The sequence below is a fragment of the Glutamicibacter sp. genome (assembly GCF_050701915.1).
Taxonomy (GTDB): domain Bacteria; phylum Actinomycetota; class Actinomycetes; order Actinomycetales; family Micrococcaceae; genus Glutamicibacter.
In genome coordinates this window covers 245,482-261,357 of record NZ_JBOGEG010000001.1, presented here as the reverse complement: position 1 = coordinate 261,357, position 15,876 = coordinate 245,482, and the positions used below count along the sequence as shown (strand labels likewise).

The 15,876-nt window shown below is 57.2% G+C and carries 24 protein-coding genes; 23 read left to right on the top strand and 1 reads right to left on the bottom strand.

Going from position 1 to position 15,876, the window contains the following annotated elements; genetic code table 11:
• Positions 1-3 precede the first annotated feature (3 nt).
• From ACRDT3_RS01405 to ACRDT3_RS01365, 9 genes are all read left to right on the top strand, one after another.
• Entirely contained in the window at positions 4-849 is an 846-nt protein-coding gene (locus ACRDT3_RS01405) for a hypothetical protein (protein ID WP_431491254.1), read from the top strand.
• Complete coding sequence (locus tag ACRDT3_RS01400; protein ID WP_431491253.1) at positions 846-1,286, top strand: DUF7448 domain-containing protein; 441 nt, start codon at positions 846-848, stop codon at positions 1,284-1,286. Before ACRDT3_RS01405 ends, ACRDT3_RS01400 begins: the two co-directional genes overlap by 4 nt.
• Positions 1,283-1,522 (top strand): hypothetical protein, encoded by a 240-nt coding sequence (locus ACRDT3_RS01395; RefSeq protein ID WP_431491252.1) that lies wholly within the window; start codon positions 1,283-1,285, stop codon positions 1,520-1,522. The genes ACRDT3_RS01400 and ACRDT3_RS01395 overlap by 4 nt, the downstream gene beginning before the upstream one ends.
• A gap of 23 nt (positions 1,523-1,545) precedes the next feature.
• On the top strand, positions 1,546-2,448 hold the full coding sequence (locus ACRDT3_RS01390) for a hypothetical protein (RefSeq protein ID WP_431491251.1): 903 nt from the start codon (positions 1,546-1,548) through the stop codon (positions 2,446-2,448).
• A gap of 79 nt (positions 2,449-2,527) precedes the next feature.
• Positions 2,528-3,739, top strand: a complete 1,212-nt coding sequence (locus tag ACRDT3_RS01385) for an AAA family ATPase (protein WP_431491250.1) — start codon at positions 2,528-2,530, stop codon at positions 3,737-3,739.
• Positions 3,740-4,211: 472 nt separating this feature from the next.
• The gene (gene ssb / locus ACRDT3_RS01380; protein ID WP_431491249.1) at positions 4,212-4,694 is read left to right on the top strand and encodes a single-stranded DNA-binding protein; all 483 of its coding nucleotides are present in this window, start codon (positions 4,212-4,214) and stop codon (positions 4,692-4,694) included.
• A gap of 225 nt (positions 4,695-4,919) precedes the next feature.
• Positions 4,920-5,210, top strand: coding sequence for a glutaredoxin family protein (locus tag ACRDT3_RS01375; protein WP_431491248.1), 291 nt, complete (start codon positions 4,920-4,922; stop codon positions 5,208-5,210).
• Positions 5,210-5,575 carry a hypothetical protein gene (locus ACRDT3_RS01370; protein ID WP_431491247.1) on the top strand — a complete coding sequence of 122 codons (366 nt, stop codon included), beginning with the start codon at positions 5,210-5,212 and terminating at the stop codon, positions 5,573-5,575. Before ACRDT3_RS01375 ends, ACRDT3_RS01370 begins: the two co-directional genes overlap by 1 nt.
• A gap of 157 nt (positions 5,576-5,732) precedes the next feature.
• Positions 5,733-6,374 carry a DUF6349 family protein gene (locus tag ACRDT3_RS01365; RefSeq protein WP_431491246.1) on the top strand — a complete coding sequence of 214 codons (642 nt, stop codon included), beginning with the start codon at positions 5,733-5,735 and terminating at the stop codon, positions 6,372-6,374.
• A gap of 209 nt (positions 6,375-6,583) precedes the next feature.
• Here the strand turns inward: ACRDT3_RS01365 and ACRDT3_RS01360 are convergent, their stop codons facing one another.
• A complete protein-coding gene (locus ACRDT3_RS01360; protein ID WP_431491245.1) occupies positions 6,584-6,886 on the bottom strand; it encodes a hypothetical protein in 303 nt (100 codons plus the stop codon).
• Between the two features lie 99 nt (positions 6,887-6,985).
• Between ACRDT3_RS01360 and ACRDT3_RS01355 the strand changes: the two genes are divergently transcribed.
• The 14 genes from ACRDT3_RS01355 to ACRDT3_RS01290 all read left to right on the top strand — a co-directional run bounded on the left by ACRDT3_RS01355 (position 6,986) and on the right by ACRDT3_RS01290 (position 15,860).
• Positions 6,986-7,402: a hypothetical protein gene (locus ACRDT3_RS01355; protein WP_431491244.1), complete on the top strand. Its 417-nt coding sequence runs from the start codon at positions 6,986-6,988 to the stop codon at positions 7,400-7,402.
• Positions 7,403-7,613: 211 nt separating this feature from the next.
• On the top strand, positions 7,614-8,117 hold the full coding sequence (locus ACRDT3_RS01350) for a hypothetical protein (RefSeq protein WP_431491243.1): 504 nt from the start codon (positions 7,614-7,616) through the stop codon (positions 8,115-8,117).
• A 141-nt stretch (positions 8,118-8,258) separates the two neighbouring features.
• Positions 8,259-8,642 (top strand): hypothetical protein, encoded by a 384-nt coding sequence (locus tag ACRDT3_RS01345; protein WP_431491242.1) that lies wholly within the window; start codon positions 8,259-8,261, stop codon positions 8,640-8,642.
• A gap of 102 nt (positions 8,643-8,744) precedes the next feature.
• Complete coding sequence (locus ACRDT3_RS01340; RefSeq protein WP_431491241.1) at positions 8,745-9,017, top strand: hypothetical protein; 273 nt, start codon at positions 8,745-8,747, stop codon at positions 9,015-9,017.
• Positions 9,014-9,565, top strand: a complete 552-nt coding sequence (locus ACRDT3_RS01335; RefSeq protein ID WP_431491240.1) for an ead/Ea22-like family protein — start codon at positions 9,014-9,016, stop codon at positions 9,563-9,565. The genes ACRDT3_RS01340 and ACRDT3_RS01335 overlap by 4 nt, the downstream gene beginning before the upstream one ends.
• Before the next feature lie 612 nt (positions 9,566-10,177).
• A complete protein-coding gene (locus tag ACRDT3_RS01330; protein ID WP_431491239.1) occupies positions 10,178-10,606 on the top strand; it encodes a hypothetical protein in 429 nt (142 codons plus the stop codon).
• A gap of 76 nt (positions 10,607-10,682) precedes the next feature.
• Positions 10,683-11,063, top strand: coding sequence for a hypothetical protein (locus ACRDT3_RS01325; protein WP_431491238.1), 381 nt, complete (start codon positions 10,683-10,685; stop codon positions 11,061-11,063).
• Between the two features lie 189 nt (positions 11,064-11,252).
• A complete protein-coding gene (locus ACRDT3_RS01320; protein ID WP_431491237.1) occupies positions 11,253-11,462 on the top strand; it encodes a hypothetical protein in 210 nt (69 codons plus the stop codon).
• Between the two features lie 2 nt (positions 11,463-11,464).
• Positions 11,465-11,755, top strand: coding sequence for a hypothetical protein (locus tag ACRDT3_RS01315; protein ID WP_431491236.1), 291 nt, complete (start codon positions 11,465-11,467; stop codon positions 11,753-11,755).
• A gap of 226 nt (positions 11,756-11,981) precedes the next feature.
• Positions 11,982-12,443 carry a hypothetical protein gene (locus ACRDT3_RS01310; protein ID WP_431491235.1) on the top strand — a complete coding sequence of 154 codons (462 nt, stop codon included), beginning with the start codon at positions 11,982-11,984 and terminating at the stop codon, positions 12,441-12,443.
• A gap of 214 nt (positions 12,444-12,657) precedes the next feature.
• On the top strand, positions 12,658-12,990 hold the full coding sequence (locus ACRDT3_RS01305; protein WP_431491234.1) for a hypothetical protein: 333 nt from the start codon (positions 12,658-12,660) through the stop codon (positions 12,988-12,990).
• Positions 12,991-12,999: 9 nt separating this feature from the next.
• Entirely contained in the window at positions 13,000-13,692 is a 693-nt protein-coding gene (locus tag ACRDT3_RS01300; protein WP_431491233.1) for a hypothetical protein, read from the top strand.
• The gene (locus ACRDT3_RS01295; protein ID WP_431491232.1) at positions 13,646-14,506 is read left to right on the top strand and encodes a hypothetical protein; all 861 of its coding nucleotides are present in this window, start codon (positions 13,646-13,648) and stop codon (positions 14,504-14,506) included. The genes ACRDT3_RS01300 and ACRDT3_RS01295 overlap by 47 nt, the downstream gene beginning before the upstream one ends.
• A gap of 643 nt (positions 14,507-15,149) precedes the next feature.
• Positions 15,150-15,860: a DUF6338 family protein gene (locus ACRDT3_RS01290; RefSeq protein WP_431491231.1), complete on the top strand. Its 711-nt coding sequence runs from the start codon at positions 15,150-15,152 to the stop codon at positions 15,858-15,860.
• Positions 15,861-15,876 lie beyond the last annotated feature (16 nt).

Genomic DNA, 15,876 nt, shown 5'->3' with positions numbered 1-15,876 from the left:
GTCATGTCGCTCGTATTCAACGAAGCATCCCACCGCTACAGGCTCGATGGAAAACCAGTCAGTGGCGCCACCACCATTTTGGGTGGCGGTATCCCGAAGCCTGCTTTGGTTTGGTGGGCGCCGGGTGTGGTCGCCAAGTTCGTTACCGACCCGGAGAACGCAGGCAAAGTTGCCGAACTGTTGGCCGGCGACCGGGATCAGTCCATCAAGTTCCTGCAGCTGCTTCCGAACCAGGAACGCGACAGCGCTGCCGAGCGTGGCACCGAGGTGCACGACCTCGCGGAGAAGCTCGCAGCCACCGGCGAAGTCGACGCACCAGAAGACCTTATCGGGTTCATCGAGGGCTACTTGGACTTCCTCGACCGCTGGCAGATCACCCCCGTCTTGGTGGAAGTGGTGCTGGGAAATCGTGAGCACTGGTATTCGGGCAAGGTCGACCTCTTGGCTACGTCGCCACTGCTCATGTCCCAGGCGGACATCGATGCCGGCAAGTTGATCCAGATCGACTTGAAAACGTCCAAGGGCGTGTACATGGAGACCGCGTTGCAGACCGCCGCGTATTCCCGGGCCGAGTTCTACATGGACGGCGGTAAGGAAGTTCCCATGCCCGAGGTGGTGAAGACGTTCGTCGCCCACGTCACTCCCTTGGACCGTGAGGGCATCAACGCCCGGTACGAAGGTTCACCGTTGGGAACCAGCCTCTATCCGCTGGCTACGTCGCCGGCGGAGATTGATGAACACTTCCAGCAGTTCCTGCACGCCAAGGCAGTCCATGAGGACGCGAAAGCGCGGGGCAAGAAGAAGCTCCAACCAATCAACCCACCAACCGAAATGCAGGTAGCAGCATGAGCGAGAATCCATATCCTGCCGAAGAACTCGTGGGGGACATCGACGATGGAACCATGCCAGGGAATATCGAGACGCTGGCAGGTCACGTCGTAGGTCGCAAGATCGTTTCCGTCGAAAAGGACGCATCAGTCCACATCGATTTGTGGGGAACGGGCCGGGGAACACTACTAACCCTGGACAACGGCAAGCAGGTAATCCTCGAAAACACTTCTGACTGCTGCGCATTCACCGAGGTCGAAAACGTCATCCTCCACTTGGACAAGATCGACCACGTCATAACTGGCGTAGGGACAACTGAAGAGTTTGAACGGTGGCACATCTACGCAGACCTCGGTGACGTTGTAGAACTCGAAGTCGGATGGTCGCCCGGAAACCCGTTCTACTACGGCTACGGGTTCGACATCCAAGTACGAGACATCCCGGAGGCACAAAAATGAGCGCCTACAAGTTTGAGTGCGAAGTCCAGCACAGCAAGCTTTCCCTCTTCTACGAGGACGATGCAATCGCCATCGATATGGAACCCACGGACCAGCACCCCGCATGGGGGAAGCTCCGCAAGCTCGATCGCCCCGACTTCGAAGTCATTATCCCGGTCGAGAACGCCGAAACCCTGGTCAAAGTCTTGCAGGACATGATCACCGAAATCCGGGCACGCCAAACCCGCGCCGCCTAACCACCAGAAGGAGTCAAACCACAATGAGCATCCAACCGTTCAACCCCGCAGGCGAAGTCGCCACCCAGACCAACCTCCCAACAAGCACTGGCACCATCCAGCTCGCCGAATGGGCCGCCGAACTGGGCGCCGCACACCAGCTCGGAACAGCCCTGTGCAAGACCGCTTTCGTCCCCAAAGACTTCATGGGCAAACCGGAAGCCGCAGCAGCTGCGATCCTCGCCGGCAAGAGCCTCGGCCTTGACCCGATGAACGCACTGTCGAACATCTTCGTTGTCCACGGCCGCCCAGCACTGTACGCCCGGACGATGACCGCGCTGGTCATGGCTCAGGGACACGAAGTGGTCCGCACGGAAGCCACCCCAGAATCTGTGACTGTGTCCGGCCGCCGCAAGGGGCAGGAACGCTGGCAGGAATTCACCTGGACTATTGGCCGGGCCAAGACCGCCGGGTACACGTCGAACAGCAAGTACCAGTCCGACCCTATTGCCATGCTGACCGCGAAGGCGCAGGCAGAAGCTTGTCGCACCATCGCACCAGACGTGCTTGCTGGTATGCCGTACAGCGCCGAGGAGATGGAACTGGAAGACATGGGGGAGAAGCCAGCAGCTGCCGAAGCGCCCGTGAAGACTCGCAAGATCACCCGTAAGCCTGTCGAGAAGAAGGATGAGGCCGGGGAGCGCCCGGCGCGCCCCGCCCCGGCCCCGGCCCCGGCCCCGGCCCCGGAGCCGGTTGCGGATGAAGCGACCGGAGCGATCCAAGACGACGGCCCGGCGGCCGTACTCGAAACCGATTGGGAAGCCGAACTCGCCGAGGCCAGCACCAGCCGTGACGCACTGCTCACCCTCTGGAACCGTGCCGTAGCCGAAGGCGCACCGCAGGAAATGGTGTCCCGCATCGTCGATGCCGGATCCAAGTTCGCCTAACCAAAACACCAAACAAACCCGGTGGATGCCCTGTCTTGGGGGCAGGGCACCCACCAACAACAAGTAGGAGTCAGACATCATGAAAGTCATTTCGCTAACCACCACGAACTACAAGCGCGCCAAGCACGTCGAAATCAAGCCAGACCCGGACGGCAACCTGGTCATCGTCGCCGGCAAGAACGGTCAGGGCAAGAGCTCAGTGCTCGATAGCATCGCTGCAGCCCTGGGTGGCGCCAACTCGAAGACCACACCGAAGCCGATCCGCGACGGGGAAGACCGCGCCGAGATTGTTCTCGAAACCGAGGAACTGACCGTCACCCGCGTGTTCACCCCATCTGGCTCCCGCCTGACGCTCACCTCGAAGGACGGGGCCAAGTACCCGAAGGCACAGGCGAAGCTCGACGAGCTCGTTGGCAACCTGTCCATGGATCCGCTCGCGTTCACTTTGCTGGATGACAAGAAGCAGCTGGCCCAGTTGCTGGATCTAGTCGACCTGCCATTCGATCCAGACCAGTTGGAAGCTGAACGCAAGCAGGTGTTCGACGAACGCACCGCGGTGAACCGTCGGGTGAAGGAATTCGAATCCGCACTCGCACAATTCGGTGAACTGCCGGAGGGTGTGCCAGCAAACGAGGTCAGCGTCTCCGAACTGCTCGGCGAGTATCGCAAGCTCGAACAGGCGCAACAGGAAAACGACCGCTACCTGACCGACCTGAACGAGTCGCAGTACAAAGTGCAGGAACTTGAACGCCAGCTGGCCGCGGCCAAGGACCACCTGGCCAAGGTGACCGACTTCGTAAGCAACCTTTCCGATCACACGGCAGACCTAGAACAACTGCGCGCACAGATCGATGGTGCTGAGGAAACGAACCGGCTCGTGCGCAAGGCACAGGAACGCGGTGCACTGTCCTTCCAGTTCGAAGCAGCCAAGGGTCAAGCAAACCAGCTCACCGCGAAGCTCGACCAGATCGCCAAGACCAAAGCCGACGGACTCGCATCAGCACAGTTCCCAGTCGAGGGGCTTGGCTTCACGGAGGACGGCGTCACTTACCAGAGTGTCCCATTCAAGCAAGCATCCAGCGCGGAACAGATCCGCGTGAGCATGGCCATGGCCATCGCACTGAACCCAAAACTCAAAGTCATCCGCATCCAAGACGGCTCCCTGCTGGACACCGACAGCCTCGCCCTGATCGAAGCTACCGCGCAGGAGCACGGATACCAGATCTGGCTAGAAGTAGTCGGCGACGACATCGAAGACGCATACACCATCATCGACGGAGAGGTGGCCTAGAAATGAGCGACGTACTAGACCGGTTCTGGGCCAAAGTCGAAGTCCGCGGCCCAGACGAATGCTGGCCATGGACGGCATATGTCGACGAGGCCGGAAACGGATACGGCCAGTTCTGGAATGGCTCGGCTTTGGTGAAGGCCCACAGATTCTCATACGAAGTTTTCACCGGAGCCCCGATTCCTCGTGGTCTAGTGATCGACCATATCTGCCACAACGATTCTGGTTGTACCGATGTTCCTTGCCTACATCGAAAGTGCTGCAATCCGAGGCATCTGGAAGCCACAACGCAAAAGATCAACTCGATAAGAGGGCGCGCCGGAGACCACCAACTGGCTAAAACCCATTGCCCCAAGGGGCACCCATACGACGACGAAAACACCATCCTCCTTGATGGAGGAAAACATAGGATCTGCCGCACTTGCAGGCAAGAAACGTGTGCAGCCTACTACCAAAGAAGAAAGGCCAAAGCGGCATGAGCAACGAACAGTACATCACGATTCGAGGAAGGCTCACGGCAACGCCTGAGCTGAGGTTCACCCCAAGCGGGTCTGCAGTAGCAAATTTCACGATTGCTTCCAATGCACGCAAGTTCGACAAGCAATCGAACGAATGGAAGGACGCGGAGACGATCTTCTGGCGTTGCTCCGCATGGCGTGAACTCGGAGAAAACATTGCCGAATCGCTGGACAAGGGAATGGCAGTCATAGCCCTGGCAGAACTTGAATCCCGATCCTACGATACGAAGTCCGGCGAACGTCGGACCGTTACTGAAGCCAAGATCGAATCTATTGGGCCGGATCTTCGCTGGGCTACAGCGAAAGTCGGAGCAGGCGCCCGCGGGAACGGTGAAGGCGCCGCCGGCCGCGCACCAAACAGCAGCTCGGGGGCCGGCTGGAACAACAGCACCGGTGGCGGGGGATGGGGCAACCCACCCGCCAACGAACCACCGTTCTAAGCCCATGGCAACGCTAATCGTCTGCCCACGCTGTAAACGACCTGCAGTCAACCATTCAGTCCCGCATTGCAGGAAGCGTTTATGCGGGTGGCTTGTCTGCAAGAAGTGCTCTCTCACCTATGAGATCCCACCAAAGCAGTAACCCTCAGTAAAAAACTCGGGGTGGTCTGGCCAGCAGTCGGACCAGGCCACCCCAACACCATCAATATTTTTTCAGGAGAAACAATGCGTATCGTCACCGTCTACACCACCGAGAATTGCCAGCAATGCCGCAGCACAAAGCGCGTCCTGGACAAGGCCGGGGTCGAATACGAAACCATCCAAGCCGATGCAGCTGACAAGGTTCAGCTTGCAGATGCGATCCGCGAACGAGCAGCCGAACTCGGTGTGTCAGCGACTATGCCGTACGTGACCGTTTACGACATCCACAACACGCTGATCGCTGACTGGTTCGGCTTCCAGCCGGGCATGATCACCGACCACGCACTGGTACGAGACGAACAGGACGCAGCGTAATGAGCGTCTTTCAAGCAGTGTGGCCGGTCTTGGATACGGATATCCCGTATGAGGACTTGAAAGCCGAAGCTATAGAGGATCTGCCGAAAGTAGCACGACGCCACGGAGTGATCACCATTGGTTCGCCTACCGTGATGATTCGCCTGGGCAGGGAAGTTCCAGGCGCTGGCGAGGCTGAGTTCGTTGTTTTTGCTGAATCTTCCGTCGTTGAATTCAAACCAGTCCAAGTTGTCGAAGCGAGCGCGGTTCGTTCCTGTGAGCGGTGCGGATTGGAAGGGGCTAAGCGTTCGGGCGCAGACGAATGGTATTGCAAGGACTGCAAAAAATTCGCTCGGGCTGACGGCTGGTTGGAGAACGCATCATGAGCGCGTGCAAGAAGTCGTGCTGCTGGTCGCCATGGGATGTATGTGCGAAGAAGAAAGAATGCGGTTGCCATACGAGCGACCAGCCGATTTACCGGCGACTAACCCAATCCGAAATTGACCGGGCCAATTCGGTACTGCAGCTGAAAGGACAAAGACGATGACCATCCATGGACAGCTGAGCATCTTTGACCTGCTGGAATCCCGACCAAAGGTCGACGTCACTCACTTGATGCAGGAGACCAGCGGGGCTGGGACGTTCTTCAATCCTGGAACGCCCGAAGCGCTCCAAGAAGCGCTCGAAGCTTTCCGTGCTGATCATCAAAGTCGCGGGTTCAGATGGAAAACCTATGTCGGGTGGTCTACCTACTACGAATCATCAGGCGCCGGATCGGCGCATCACTCGGCGATGTATCACTCTGGGCTTCGCTGCCATCACAGTGTGGGGGACTGGTGCTCATGCGTGAGGTGGTACATCACGCGCATGTACTGCGACGGTTGCAAATGGTGGTCAAGCATTCATGTCAGCACGAATGACGCGGTGCACGAATTCTTGGACCACTGCTGGCCAGGATGGAAAGACCTGCCTGTGATGGAAGGTAAGCGCGTTGGGTATGAGGATAAGTTCGACTTCCCAGAGGACTACCCGAAAGATTTCATGGTCACCGGGGCGCCGATGCTTGATTGCCGGGGCAGCAGTCGATCGGCAACGCGTGACATTCCAGGCGCAAACCAGTTCGGCGGCTACCGGGTGGCAATCACTCGGGATTGCCAGATCCATAACCAGAAGGGGGAGAAGTGACCGCGCAACCGCATCCCCACCGGTCACCACGGCCACACTGCCCGGACCCTCATTGCGAGAAGGTCTGGGCGCCAGACAAGCGCACCGCGAAACAGCTACGCGCCGAGATCATCGCCGAGAAACGCGGAGCCGCCGAACGCGTCCGATACTACGAACACGCCGGCGGCTGGCACTGGACCAGGCTCATTGATAGAGGTGGAAGGCCCTGACTATGGATGCTTCGATGTCCATCGCATTAGTGAAGCGAGAGAAAAGAAAACGGCAATCGCCCCGAAAGGGAACCACAGCCATACGTGTGGGACGAGGATCCAAGCAAGGAAAGTTAGAGCAACCGTCCCTGCTATGAGCTTTCCGTAGACCTCAATGCGTTCCAATGCTTCCTGTGAGAATTTGCTGTTTTTGACTTCGGATGTTTTACCCAAGGCGTCAAGAAAAACGGCAACAAGAGTTGCGGAAACAATCCACATGGTAGCGCCAGTTTCGCTGCCAAGTTGTTTAAAAACTTCGTCCATAATATTCGCCGTTCGCACAATTGATAGAAGATTGACTATCTTCTCATGTACATGGCGGCGAAAAAACTCAGAGAAAAATATTTGAGGAGGTCTCGTAACATGTCTTACTCCGAGAAGGACAAGCGCCCTTATTTTGTCCTGACCAACGAGTACCCCAGGCACAGGAAGATCCGGCACCTGTCCGACAAAGCGTTCCGTTTGCACGTCACCCTGCTAGGGCTCTGCAACGAAGACAGGAACGACGGGATCATCTCCAAGCAAGACCTGCATATGCTCGGGCCCGGGGCTGGGAAAGAGCTGCTGAACGCTTCGCTTGTGCACGAAAAAGAGCCCGGAATCTACCAGCTTCACGACTACCTCCGGCACCAGAACAGTCGCAAGGAAATCGAGGAACTCGTCACCGAAAAACAGGCTGCAGGGAAAATCGGCGGAAAGAAGTCAGCCCACAAGAAATGGCATGTTGACCGGGGGATTCATAACCCAGACTGTGAACTCTGCGTCACTGAAACAGGGTAAGCACCTTATAAGCAGATGCTTATCGAAAACATAAGCAGGTGCCAAAGCAGAAAATAAGCACCATTAACCATTAACCACTTACTTACGTTTAGCTCTCAACTTACGGACACTCTTGGTTCAGTTAAAAATGATCAAGAAAAGCAGCATTCGTCCAGAAACTTAACGCACGAGCACGCGACGATGCTGATGCAAAATTCACCAAGGAGAAACCATGATCCTCACCAGAACCCAAGGCGAACGACTCACCCGCATGATCGCAGCCATGCGACCAGACTTCGACAGCAACGGCATCGCCCGCATCCTCCAAAAAGCCAACCAAGGCGACGGTCTGCCAGCCCACGACATGGGCCACGCCATCCGAGCCGCCGCCCACTACACCACACAGCTCGCCCCGGACGGATCACATGCCAAACACACGCCCGCCATGTACCCAGCCACCGGGCAGCACTGGGACCAAACCGCTCCTACCGGCTCACGGCACAAACGGCACCAGGAACCACCCTGCGAAGAACACCCAGACTTCGACGCACGAACCTGCGCCTGCTGCTGGGCCGACATCAAACTCGGCGAACGCCCCGAAAACATGCTCGGCAAACGGATCCACGCAGAAGGGAAGCCCAACGCCTTCGGAGCCCAAGCCGTCAAGCAAGCGCTACGGACACTCAAAAGCACCGAGAACGCAGAAGGATACCTTCCGCAACAACCCGGGGCGTAGCCCCATTCTAAATCTCTTTGCGCCAACCATTGCATCCAGTCGTAGCAGAAACTACTACAAACAGCACAAAAACATGGTTACGGCTCACGCAAACCATCCGGGCGGGTGTTTCCCCGTTCAACCTCCTGAAAGGCTCTCAAAATGGATTCTGTGCCCTCCGGTGAATTCCGGTTAGAACTTCCGAAGCTTGCGAATTGGATCAATGCCAACGACAAGCGTCACTGGGCGCCCCAGGCGAAGCTCGTGAAGGCTTGGCGATATGGTGCGCACATCGTAGCTCGACACCAGAAGCTGCCGAAAGGGCTGCAGCGGGTGCAGGTTGACGCGTACGTGTGGAAGAACTCGCGCCGGCGGTACGACCCGCACAACCTCATGCCAACCCTGAAACCTGTGATTGATGGGCTGGTCACGGACTATGGGCTTATCCCTGACGATTCGAGCGAGTATCTGGCTGGCCCATTCATCCACCATGGCGGGTACGGGACCGAAAAGCTCGTGCTGGTCATTCAACCGCTGGGCGCATAATTTGCTGGTTGTGATTGCAACCAATGATTGCTAATGTTGCAACTGTCGATAAGTAAACAAGCTCCCGGTGGTAGCAAACCATGCGGGGGAGGGGGAACCATCATGTACAAGAAATCCTTGGTAGCCGTCACGGCCGCCATCGTTGCGCTGACCGGTTGCGCGCCGGCTGACCGGGTAGCGGACACAGCACCTGTCGCCGTAGACGAGGTGAAAGCCTCAATGTTCGGCACCAGCCCCGAGTTCGAACAAGACTTACGCAACTGCCTGGAAGCCCACCCGATCCCAGCGGATCACGCACCAGACCACCCAGCATCAGCGCCGTTGGCGGAGTGCGTGGCCGACGTGTACGCAGCACACACTGGCGGTGCGAAATGACCAGCAACCTGGACACCCTGCGCAAGATCGCAGAAGCCGCAACACCCGGACCGTGGCATCAGGCAGAGACCGGCGTACTTGGTGCTCGCGAGGATTGGGATCTCGGTAAGGGGCCAGCTCGCATCATGGAGGCGCAAATGCCTTGGAGGCGTGAGCGCATGGAGGCGAACGCCAAGCATGTTGCCACGTTCGACCCTGAAACCGTCCTCGCGTTGCTGTCCCGCCTCGAACAGGCTGAGCAGCAGCGCGACTCTGCGCGAGAAGCTTGCAAGACTCTTGCTGAAGTGCTTTCGAAGCATTCCGAATGGATTGTCGAAGCCACTGACTCGCAGGACTTGATCGGTGATGACGGCGACGGTGATTGGGATGTTGTCTGGGATCGCGTTGCAGAACTTGGCGAGGGCAAGCGCAAGGCTGAACAGGCCGTAGCAAGAGTGCGGGAGGTGTGCGAGTCCGACTCTTACGACATGCACAAGGACTACGGAAACGGCGAACTAGCAGTGCCCGTGGACTCTATCACGAACGCCCTGGACGGTGATCAGGCATGACCGTCGTTGGACTCTCAGCGCAGGCCATCGCCTACGGCGGCAAAGACCACCCGTGGGACCCGTCAGACCTGCAACGCTGCTTGAACTACATCGACTCATGGAACATCGACACCCCCACGCTACGCAAACGCATGGCAGGCAGGTCCGTGGCTTGGGATCGACTGCTCCCAGAGTGGGACAAACTCGTGTCGCTGTTCCGGCAGGAAATCGAAAATCAAGGGACGTGGTGGAGTGCGCCGCGCACCTGTCAAGAGATGAAACGCATCCTTGCCGACGGCGTAGCCTGCGATTCGTGCGATTCGACAGGGCGTGGGACTGAATGCGCCAAGTGCAAGGGCACTGGCCGGCGATCAGGTGGCCGATGCAGGGCTGAACGTTGCTACGGCGGCGCTGACTTCTGTGGCAGCTGCCGAGGACGTGGATACGCCGACCGTATGGCACGAACCAACCAAGGAGACGCGTCGTGAAAATTTACCAGTGCCAGTACTGCGATGCGGAGACCACCACACCCAAAGAGGACGGCTGGAAGCAGCTAGTCCACTCGGGGCCAGGAATCACCATCAAGATCGTCGTGTGCGCGGATTGTGTACCAACCAACAAAGGAGAAAACAATTGAGCACTACTAAGCATCTGATCCTCACTGAGCGCCCCGGCACTCATATTGAGATTGTCAACGCTGACGGGCGACCAGCAATCATCGTCACCGATAACTACAAGTCCACCATGGCCTACTTTGCGCCGGAGAACGGAGCAAAAACCGCCCTCGCAATCCTCGAAGCGGCGGGGTTTGTAGGCGACGAAAACATGTTCACCGGGCTGGCAGTAGCTAACCTGCGCGACCACATCGAAGAACAGGAGCACATCACCGCCGAAGCTAAGGAGCAGGCGGAGTTGGAAGCCGAAGCGCTGGAGTTCTATAACGTGGGAGCCTCTACCGTGGGCATTGAAGGGTCAGAGGTGTTCTACGACTTGCGGCTCAACGATCAGAAAGTGTTCCTCGCGGTTGCCCGGAAAGCACGCGAAATGAGGGCAGAGAAGTGAACAGCCATAAGTGGTTGCCCCACAGTTGGGGAGCTATCAAGTGTTACTACTGCGGACTGATCAAGGAGATGCCAAAGTGAACCAGCCCCCGCTAAACCCGGACGCGCAAACCCGGCGCGACATCATGGCCGGCCAGATCGGCGCATGGATGGATGAATGGGACGACGGTAAAGCCGACACCGGACACGTCGCCACCCACATCGCGAACCGACTGGCAGAGAACGGCGTGACCACCCTCACCGTCGCCCAGCTGGTAGTGAACAGCGTGGAGGAACTGATCACCACACGCGCAGGGCTAGCGTTGGCGAACGCGGCGTTCAACGAGGGGCTGAGCGCGGGAATCAGGGCTTGCAATGAGTCGTTGGAAGGCGAGCCTTTCGTGAAGCCCGTCAGCCCCTACAGCGCGCCCCTGCTTGCCATGATCAAAGCCGACCGCCCGGAGGTGAACGATGCCTAGGAAGACCATCGACCAGCAGTACAGGCGAAGTCACGGCAACCAACCCGTATTTCGTCGTGGCCTTCGCATGGCTCGCCGGTGGTGGCTACCACCGGGCAAGCGCTATAGCGTCTATCGATTTCGAGGGATGCCACAGTTCACCATCCGAAACCCGGACATGAAACCACTACTACACCGAGGGAGGAAGCCATGACCATCCAAGAGATCCTGGCCGCGCACACGGTCAAGCGTCCGTGGAGCGAAGCCAGCCGAATGAGGTGCAAGTGTGGCGAGGTCGTTACCGCTGAGACGGAAGGCCAGCTGTACGCCCTGCACCGCGCTCATGTTGCTGAGGTGCTGGACAAGCACATGCAGGACCGAATCGATGAAGCCTTGATTCAGGAATTGGAGAGCCGATAACAATGGGCGCTGATGAGAAGCACGCTGCCACCTACCACGGCGGAGAATACACGCCAGACGCGGAGCAGGTGCGAGCGTCTTTCGCCAACTCGGGGATGCATCGGGAGCGTCCCGTGATGAAAGCAGGGTTCGACCGCTGGCTTGAAACCGTCCGCGCCGAAGCGAAAGCAGAAGCGCTCAACGAAGCGGCCGAGAACATACACGAAATCGACGGACGCGAAGATGCCATGGCAAGCAGATGGCTCCGAGCCTGCGCCAACCAGTACAAGGGGGAACCCGCCAATGGTCGTTAGAGTGACCGCTGAGAACCTGGGCAAAGCGATCAAACGCTACAAAGGCGACCCCACCTACGCCCCAGGACAAGAACGCGACGGGAAACTAATCTGCGGAGCCAAGAAACGCGGCAAAGACGAAGCGTGCGGATCCTCCCCAGTGCCCGGTGGTGTCCGGTGTGGTAGGCACGGAGGCAACTCACCGAAAGCGAAAACAGCAGCGGAACAACGGATCGCGGAACAAGAATTGAACCATGCCATAGGCACCCTTGGCATCACCGACAAATACCCTGACATCGACCCAGCGCAAGCACTCCTGCAAGAAATCAGGATCAGCCACGCGCACGTCCAATGGCTCCGCACCAAAGTCGCTGAAGTTGAACCCAACGAGCTTGTATGGGGGATAACAAAGACTGAAGCTGGTATCGGTGCCCAAGGGCCAGTGGACATGACCGTTCAGGAAGCCGGCTTCAACACCTGGTACACCCTCTACACGAAAGAGCGTGAGCACTTCGCCAAGCTCACCACCATGGCACTCAAAGCCGGTATCGAGCAGCGGCGCATCGAACTCGAAGAGCAGAAAGCAGACCTCGTTGTAGTCGCGTTGAAGCAGATCTTCGCACAGCTGAACTTGTCCAAGCTGCAAGCCGACATGCTCCCCACCATCGTCCCCAACGCCCTACGCCAACTCACCGGAGGAACACCATGACACCGCGAAGAGTAACCCTGCACGCCACAAAAGGGGAGGGCACATACCCGGTAGGAACCCGCGTCTATTACGGGCAACGATTCAGCGCAGCAATCTTCGAACACGTGCAAATTGTTGACCTACCTAAATCCCATGAAGACTGGCTGTGGATCATCGAACACCTAATGCCACGACTCGCCCCCGGGGCGACACTTCAAATGCCAGGAGCTATCAAATGACCACCACACGTGAAGCCAAACACCTATCCGGCGCAGACCTCGGCAAAACCATCAGCTACAAAACACTCGACACCGAAACTGGTGAAACCGTCACCCACTCCGGGCGCCTGGTCAAAGCAGACCACCAACTGAACATCATCGAGGACACCAGCATCTGCGACCCGCACCCTACCTATAGTCTTGGCGGACCATCATTTCGTATCGAGCTGCTCTGCGAGGGAACGTTCATCACCACCAACCTCAGCCCAGACCACCCCGTCACCATAACCGGAACCGACACCCCACCAGGCTTGAACCTCCACCGATCAGGAGTTGATCAGGACGGATAGGATTAGGGCATGATTCTTGCTGACAAATTCACTTGTGATGTACCTAAAAGTGGAAACATATTCATCGAATGCTCTGTGCCAGGCGCTGGAGTGACAGAGATCTTGACCATGTGGGCGACTGTTTTAGCTGTCCTAGTATCTCTCGCAATTGCAATTTTTGCTCCTATCGTAGCCGACAAAAAATCCAAGAAGGCTGCTGATCTAAGGAAATGGAATGAAAGCGCGAAGCTCTACGTGGATGCCGTTCGCGCACTTTCTAAGACCTATCCGCGAGTACCAGTGGACGTAGACGATCAACATTATTCGGCCTTCAACTACTATGTGGCGCTCCGGATCCTGCCTAAAGATCATGCTTTCGCTAAGGCCGTCGATGACGTTAACGTGCGCATCGAGAAATTCCTCGATGTTTGGGTCCGCAAGCCTTTCATTTTGAAGATTTCGCCTGGCGTGTTGCTAGCTGGTACAGCTTCCATGCGCGACCTTTTCGCGAAAAATATACAGAGCAACTTACGTGAATATTCCAAGTTGATAGTTCAGTGGCATTTCCAGCCTGAGGAATTTCATCCGAACGATCTCGTCGAGCAGATAGCAAGCATTAGCAAGAAGCTCGATGCGGAATTTGAATTTATATCCAAAGACTATATCGAAACCAAAGATGAAGAATTATCAGAAAAAGTGCGAAAGGCAAAACGTGGTCTGTGAAATTTGCGAATATTCGACCGCCGAGGGTCTGCGCTTGTGCAACCACTGCGACACGCGTTTCCGTGGCATCTTGGATCGTGTGCCGGCGACGTTGCGGACTGCAGCGGCGACGTTGGCGAATCAGGGTGTACAGCCCCGCGTTGGTTCGGCCGGTACGTCGGCGCCTGGTGCCCCGTTGAATCTGGACATGGCCGAACGCCTCGGAGAATACGAGCGCCGGCTGACCGAGCTGGCGCATTGGGTGAACGGACGTGAGGAACCGGACCACTTGCGGATCTTCACGACAACGTTCCACGCTGCCGAATACCTGCGCGCCATGGCCCACAACCTACGCCAACGCGAGTACGTGGCCGACATCTACCTGGAGCTGCGCGACCTTGAGCGGCGCGTGATCTCCGCAGCTGACCGGCCAATCCAGAAACGCCCACTCGGGGAGTGCGGTGCGCTCAGCCTCGACGAACAAGGCACCGTCACCAAATGCCCCGGCATAGTCGAAGGCCACGAAACAGCGACCACAGGCCGCTGCAAAGAATGCCACCGCGAACACGACCTCACGGACCGCATCACCGAACGATTCGCCCAAGCCTGGCACGTTCGAGGACCACTCCTGCAAATCGTGAAAGCCCTCAACGCCGCCGGCTACACACTGAAATACGGGACCGCGAAACTCTGGGTGCACCGCGGCAAACTCGCACCGAAATGCGACCTAGCCACCCGCCAGGAGGGACACACCCCAGCAGAGGTGCTCGCTGTCTTGCAAGCAGGTGCAACTGACAAGCGCAATAGTAGCAATCAGAAGTTGCAAATCTTATGAACTGTAACTAGGGTAAGACCCAAGATCGAAGAACTGTGACCAGTGAAGATCTGCGCTCCTGGTGGAACGCTTATCGACAATAAGAACGCCGAGAGTAGAGCCACGCACCCCCAATGGCGTGAGCAGTCTGCCATGACCGGCACCACCCGCACGCACAACCAAATAGCCCCCAGGTGCACGAGCCCGGGGGAGCGCTACCGGGTATGTCCCCGCCAGCTCACGACTGAGTAGCGCACGAGGGGTTCCTGCTAACCCGCACGACTCCAATAGTCGCGACGGGCGCTAAGGGCTGGCATGATCCGAAACTCTACGAGTTCGAACGGGTACCAGTACCTGCCCCACACAACTTGACGGCGGCCGAAGAGCCGACACAACACGCATGCGACCCGCTACGCGAGGCGCACACCGCGGACCAGGGCTGCCGTCAAACAAGCCCAGGGTGCATTCTTTTTATATACAACTATTTTTTAGGTGGCTTTGGTCGTGAGGTCATCGGCATCGCTTGCACGCGACCAGCCGCCGGCTTTTGACTCTCCGAGAATTTCGTATTCCGTGAGGTCGGTGTTTTGTCTTTTCCGGCCATTTTGTGCTCCAATGCTTCAACCAATAGTGTGGGGCGTGACATAGAGAATGGACTGACGCCATGCCTACAGATGCTTTTTCAGCAATCTTATATGTATTTCTTCTAGTACCAGGTCTTGTGTACACCCGCCAGATTGAACGACGTCGATCGTACGGGAAGATGTCTGCTTTCCGTGAGACCGCAACGGTAGTCGTGGCAAGCTCAGCAGCCTTGCTTATGTCCTGGATCTTCGTGATTCTGCTTAGTACCATCCCTGTACTCAACCCTTGGGTAAATGCCATGATGGCGGACCCAGATGGCGTTCGCGCTGAAAATCCACTGGTTTACTCAGGGTGCATAATCCTAATTTTGGCTCTTGCTGTGACTTTCGGATTCATCGGAGGCCAACCACGGATCAACCAATGGATAGCCAGAATCGGTAGCCATGAAGATGATGTGAAGCTATATCAGTCAGGGTGGACAGTAGCTTTCGATACCAAAGGTAGGAAGATCCCGGTAATCGTTTCAGTTCAGCTCAAGAATGGCGACTGGCTGCAAGGACCGATCGACCACTGGAACCAAAGCCCAGACGAAACGCCAGACAGGTCGTTCACTTTGAAAGGCCCAATTTGGTTTCGCTCTTCGACTGCGGAAATCGATGAGCTCTTGGATCAAGACCAGGCAGTCGTCATTTCCGCTGCTGAAATCGAATACTTGACCGTTGCCGAAGATCCTGCCGGAGCTTACGAGGCGGAAGCTAGGTTGATCCGGGCTCAGGAAGTGAGCCCTTAAACATTGCGAGGTGCTG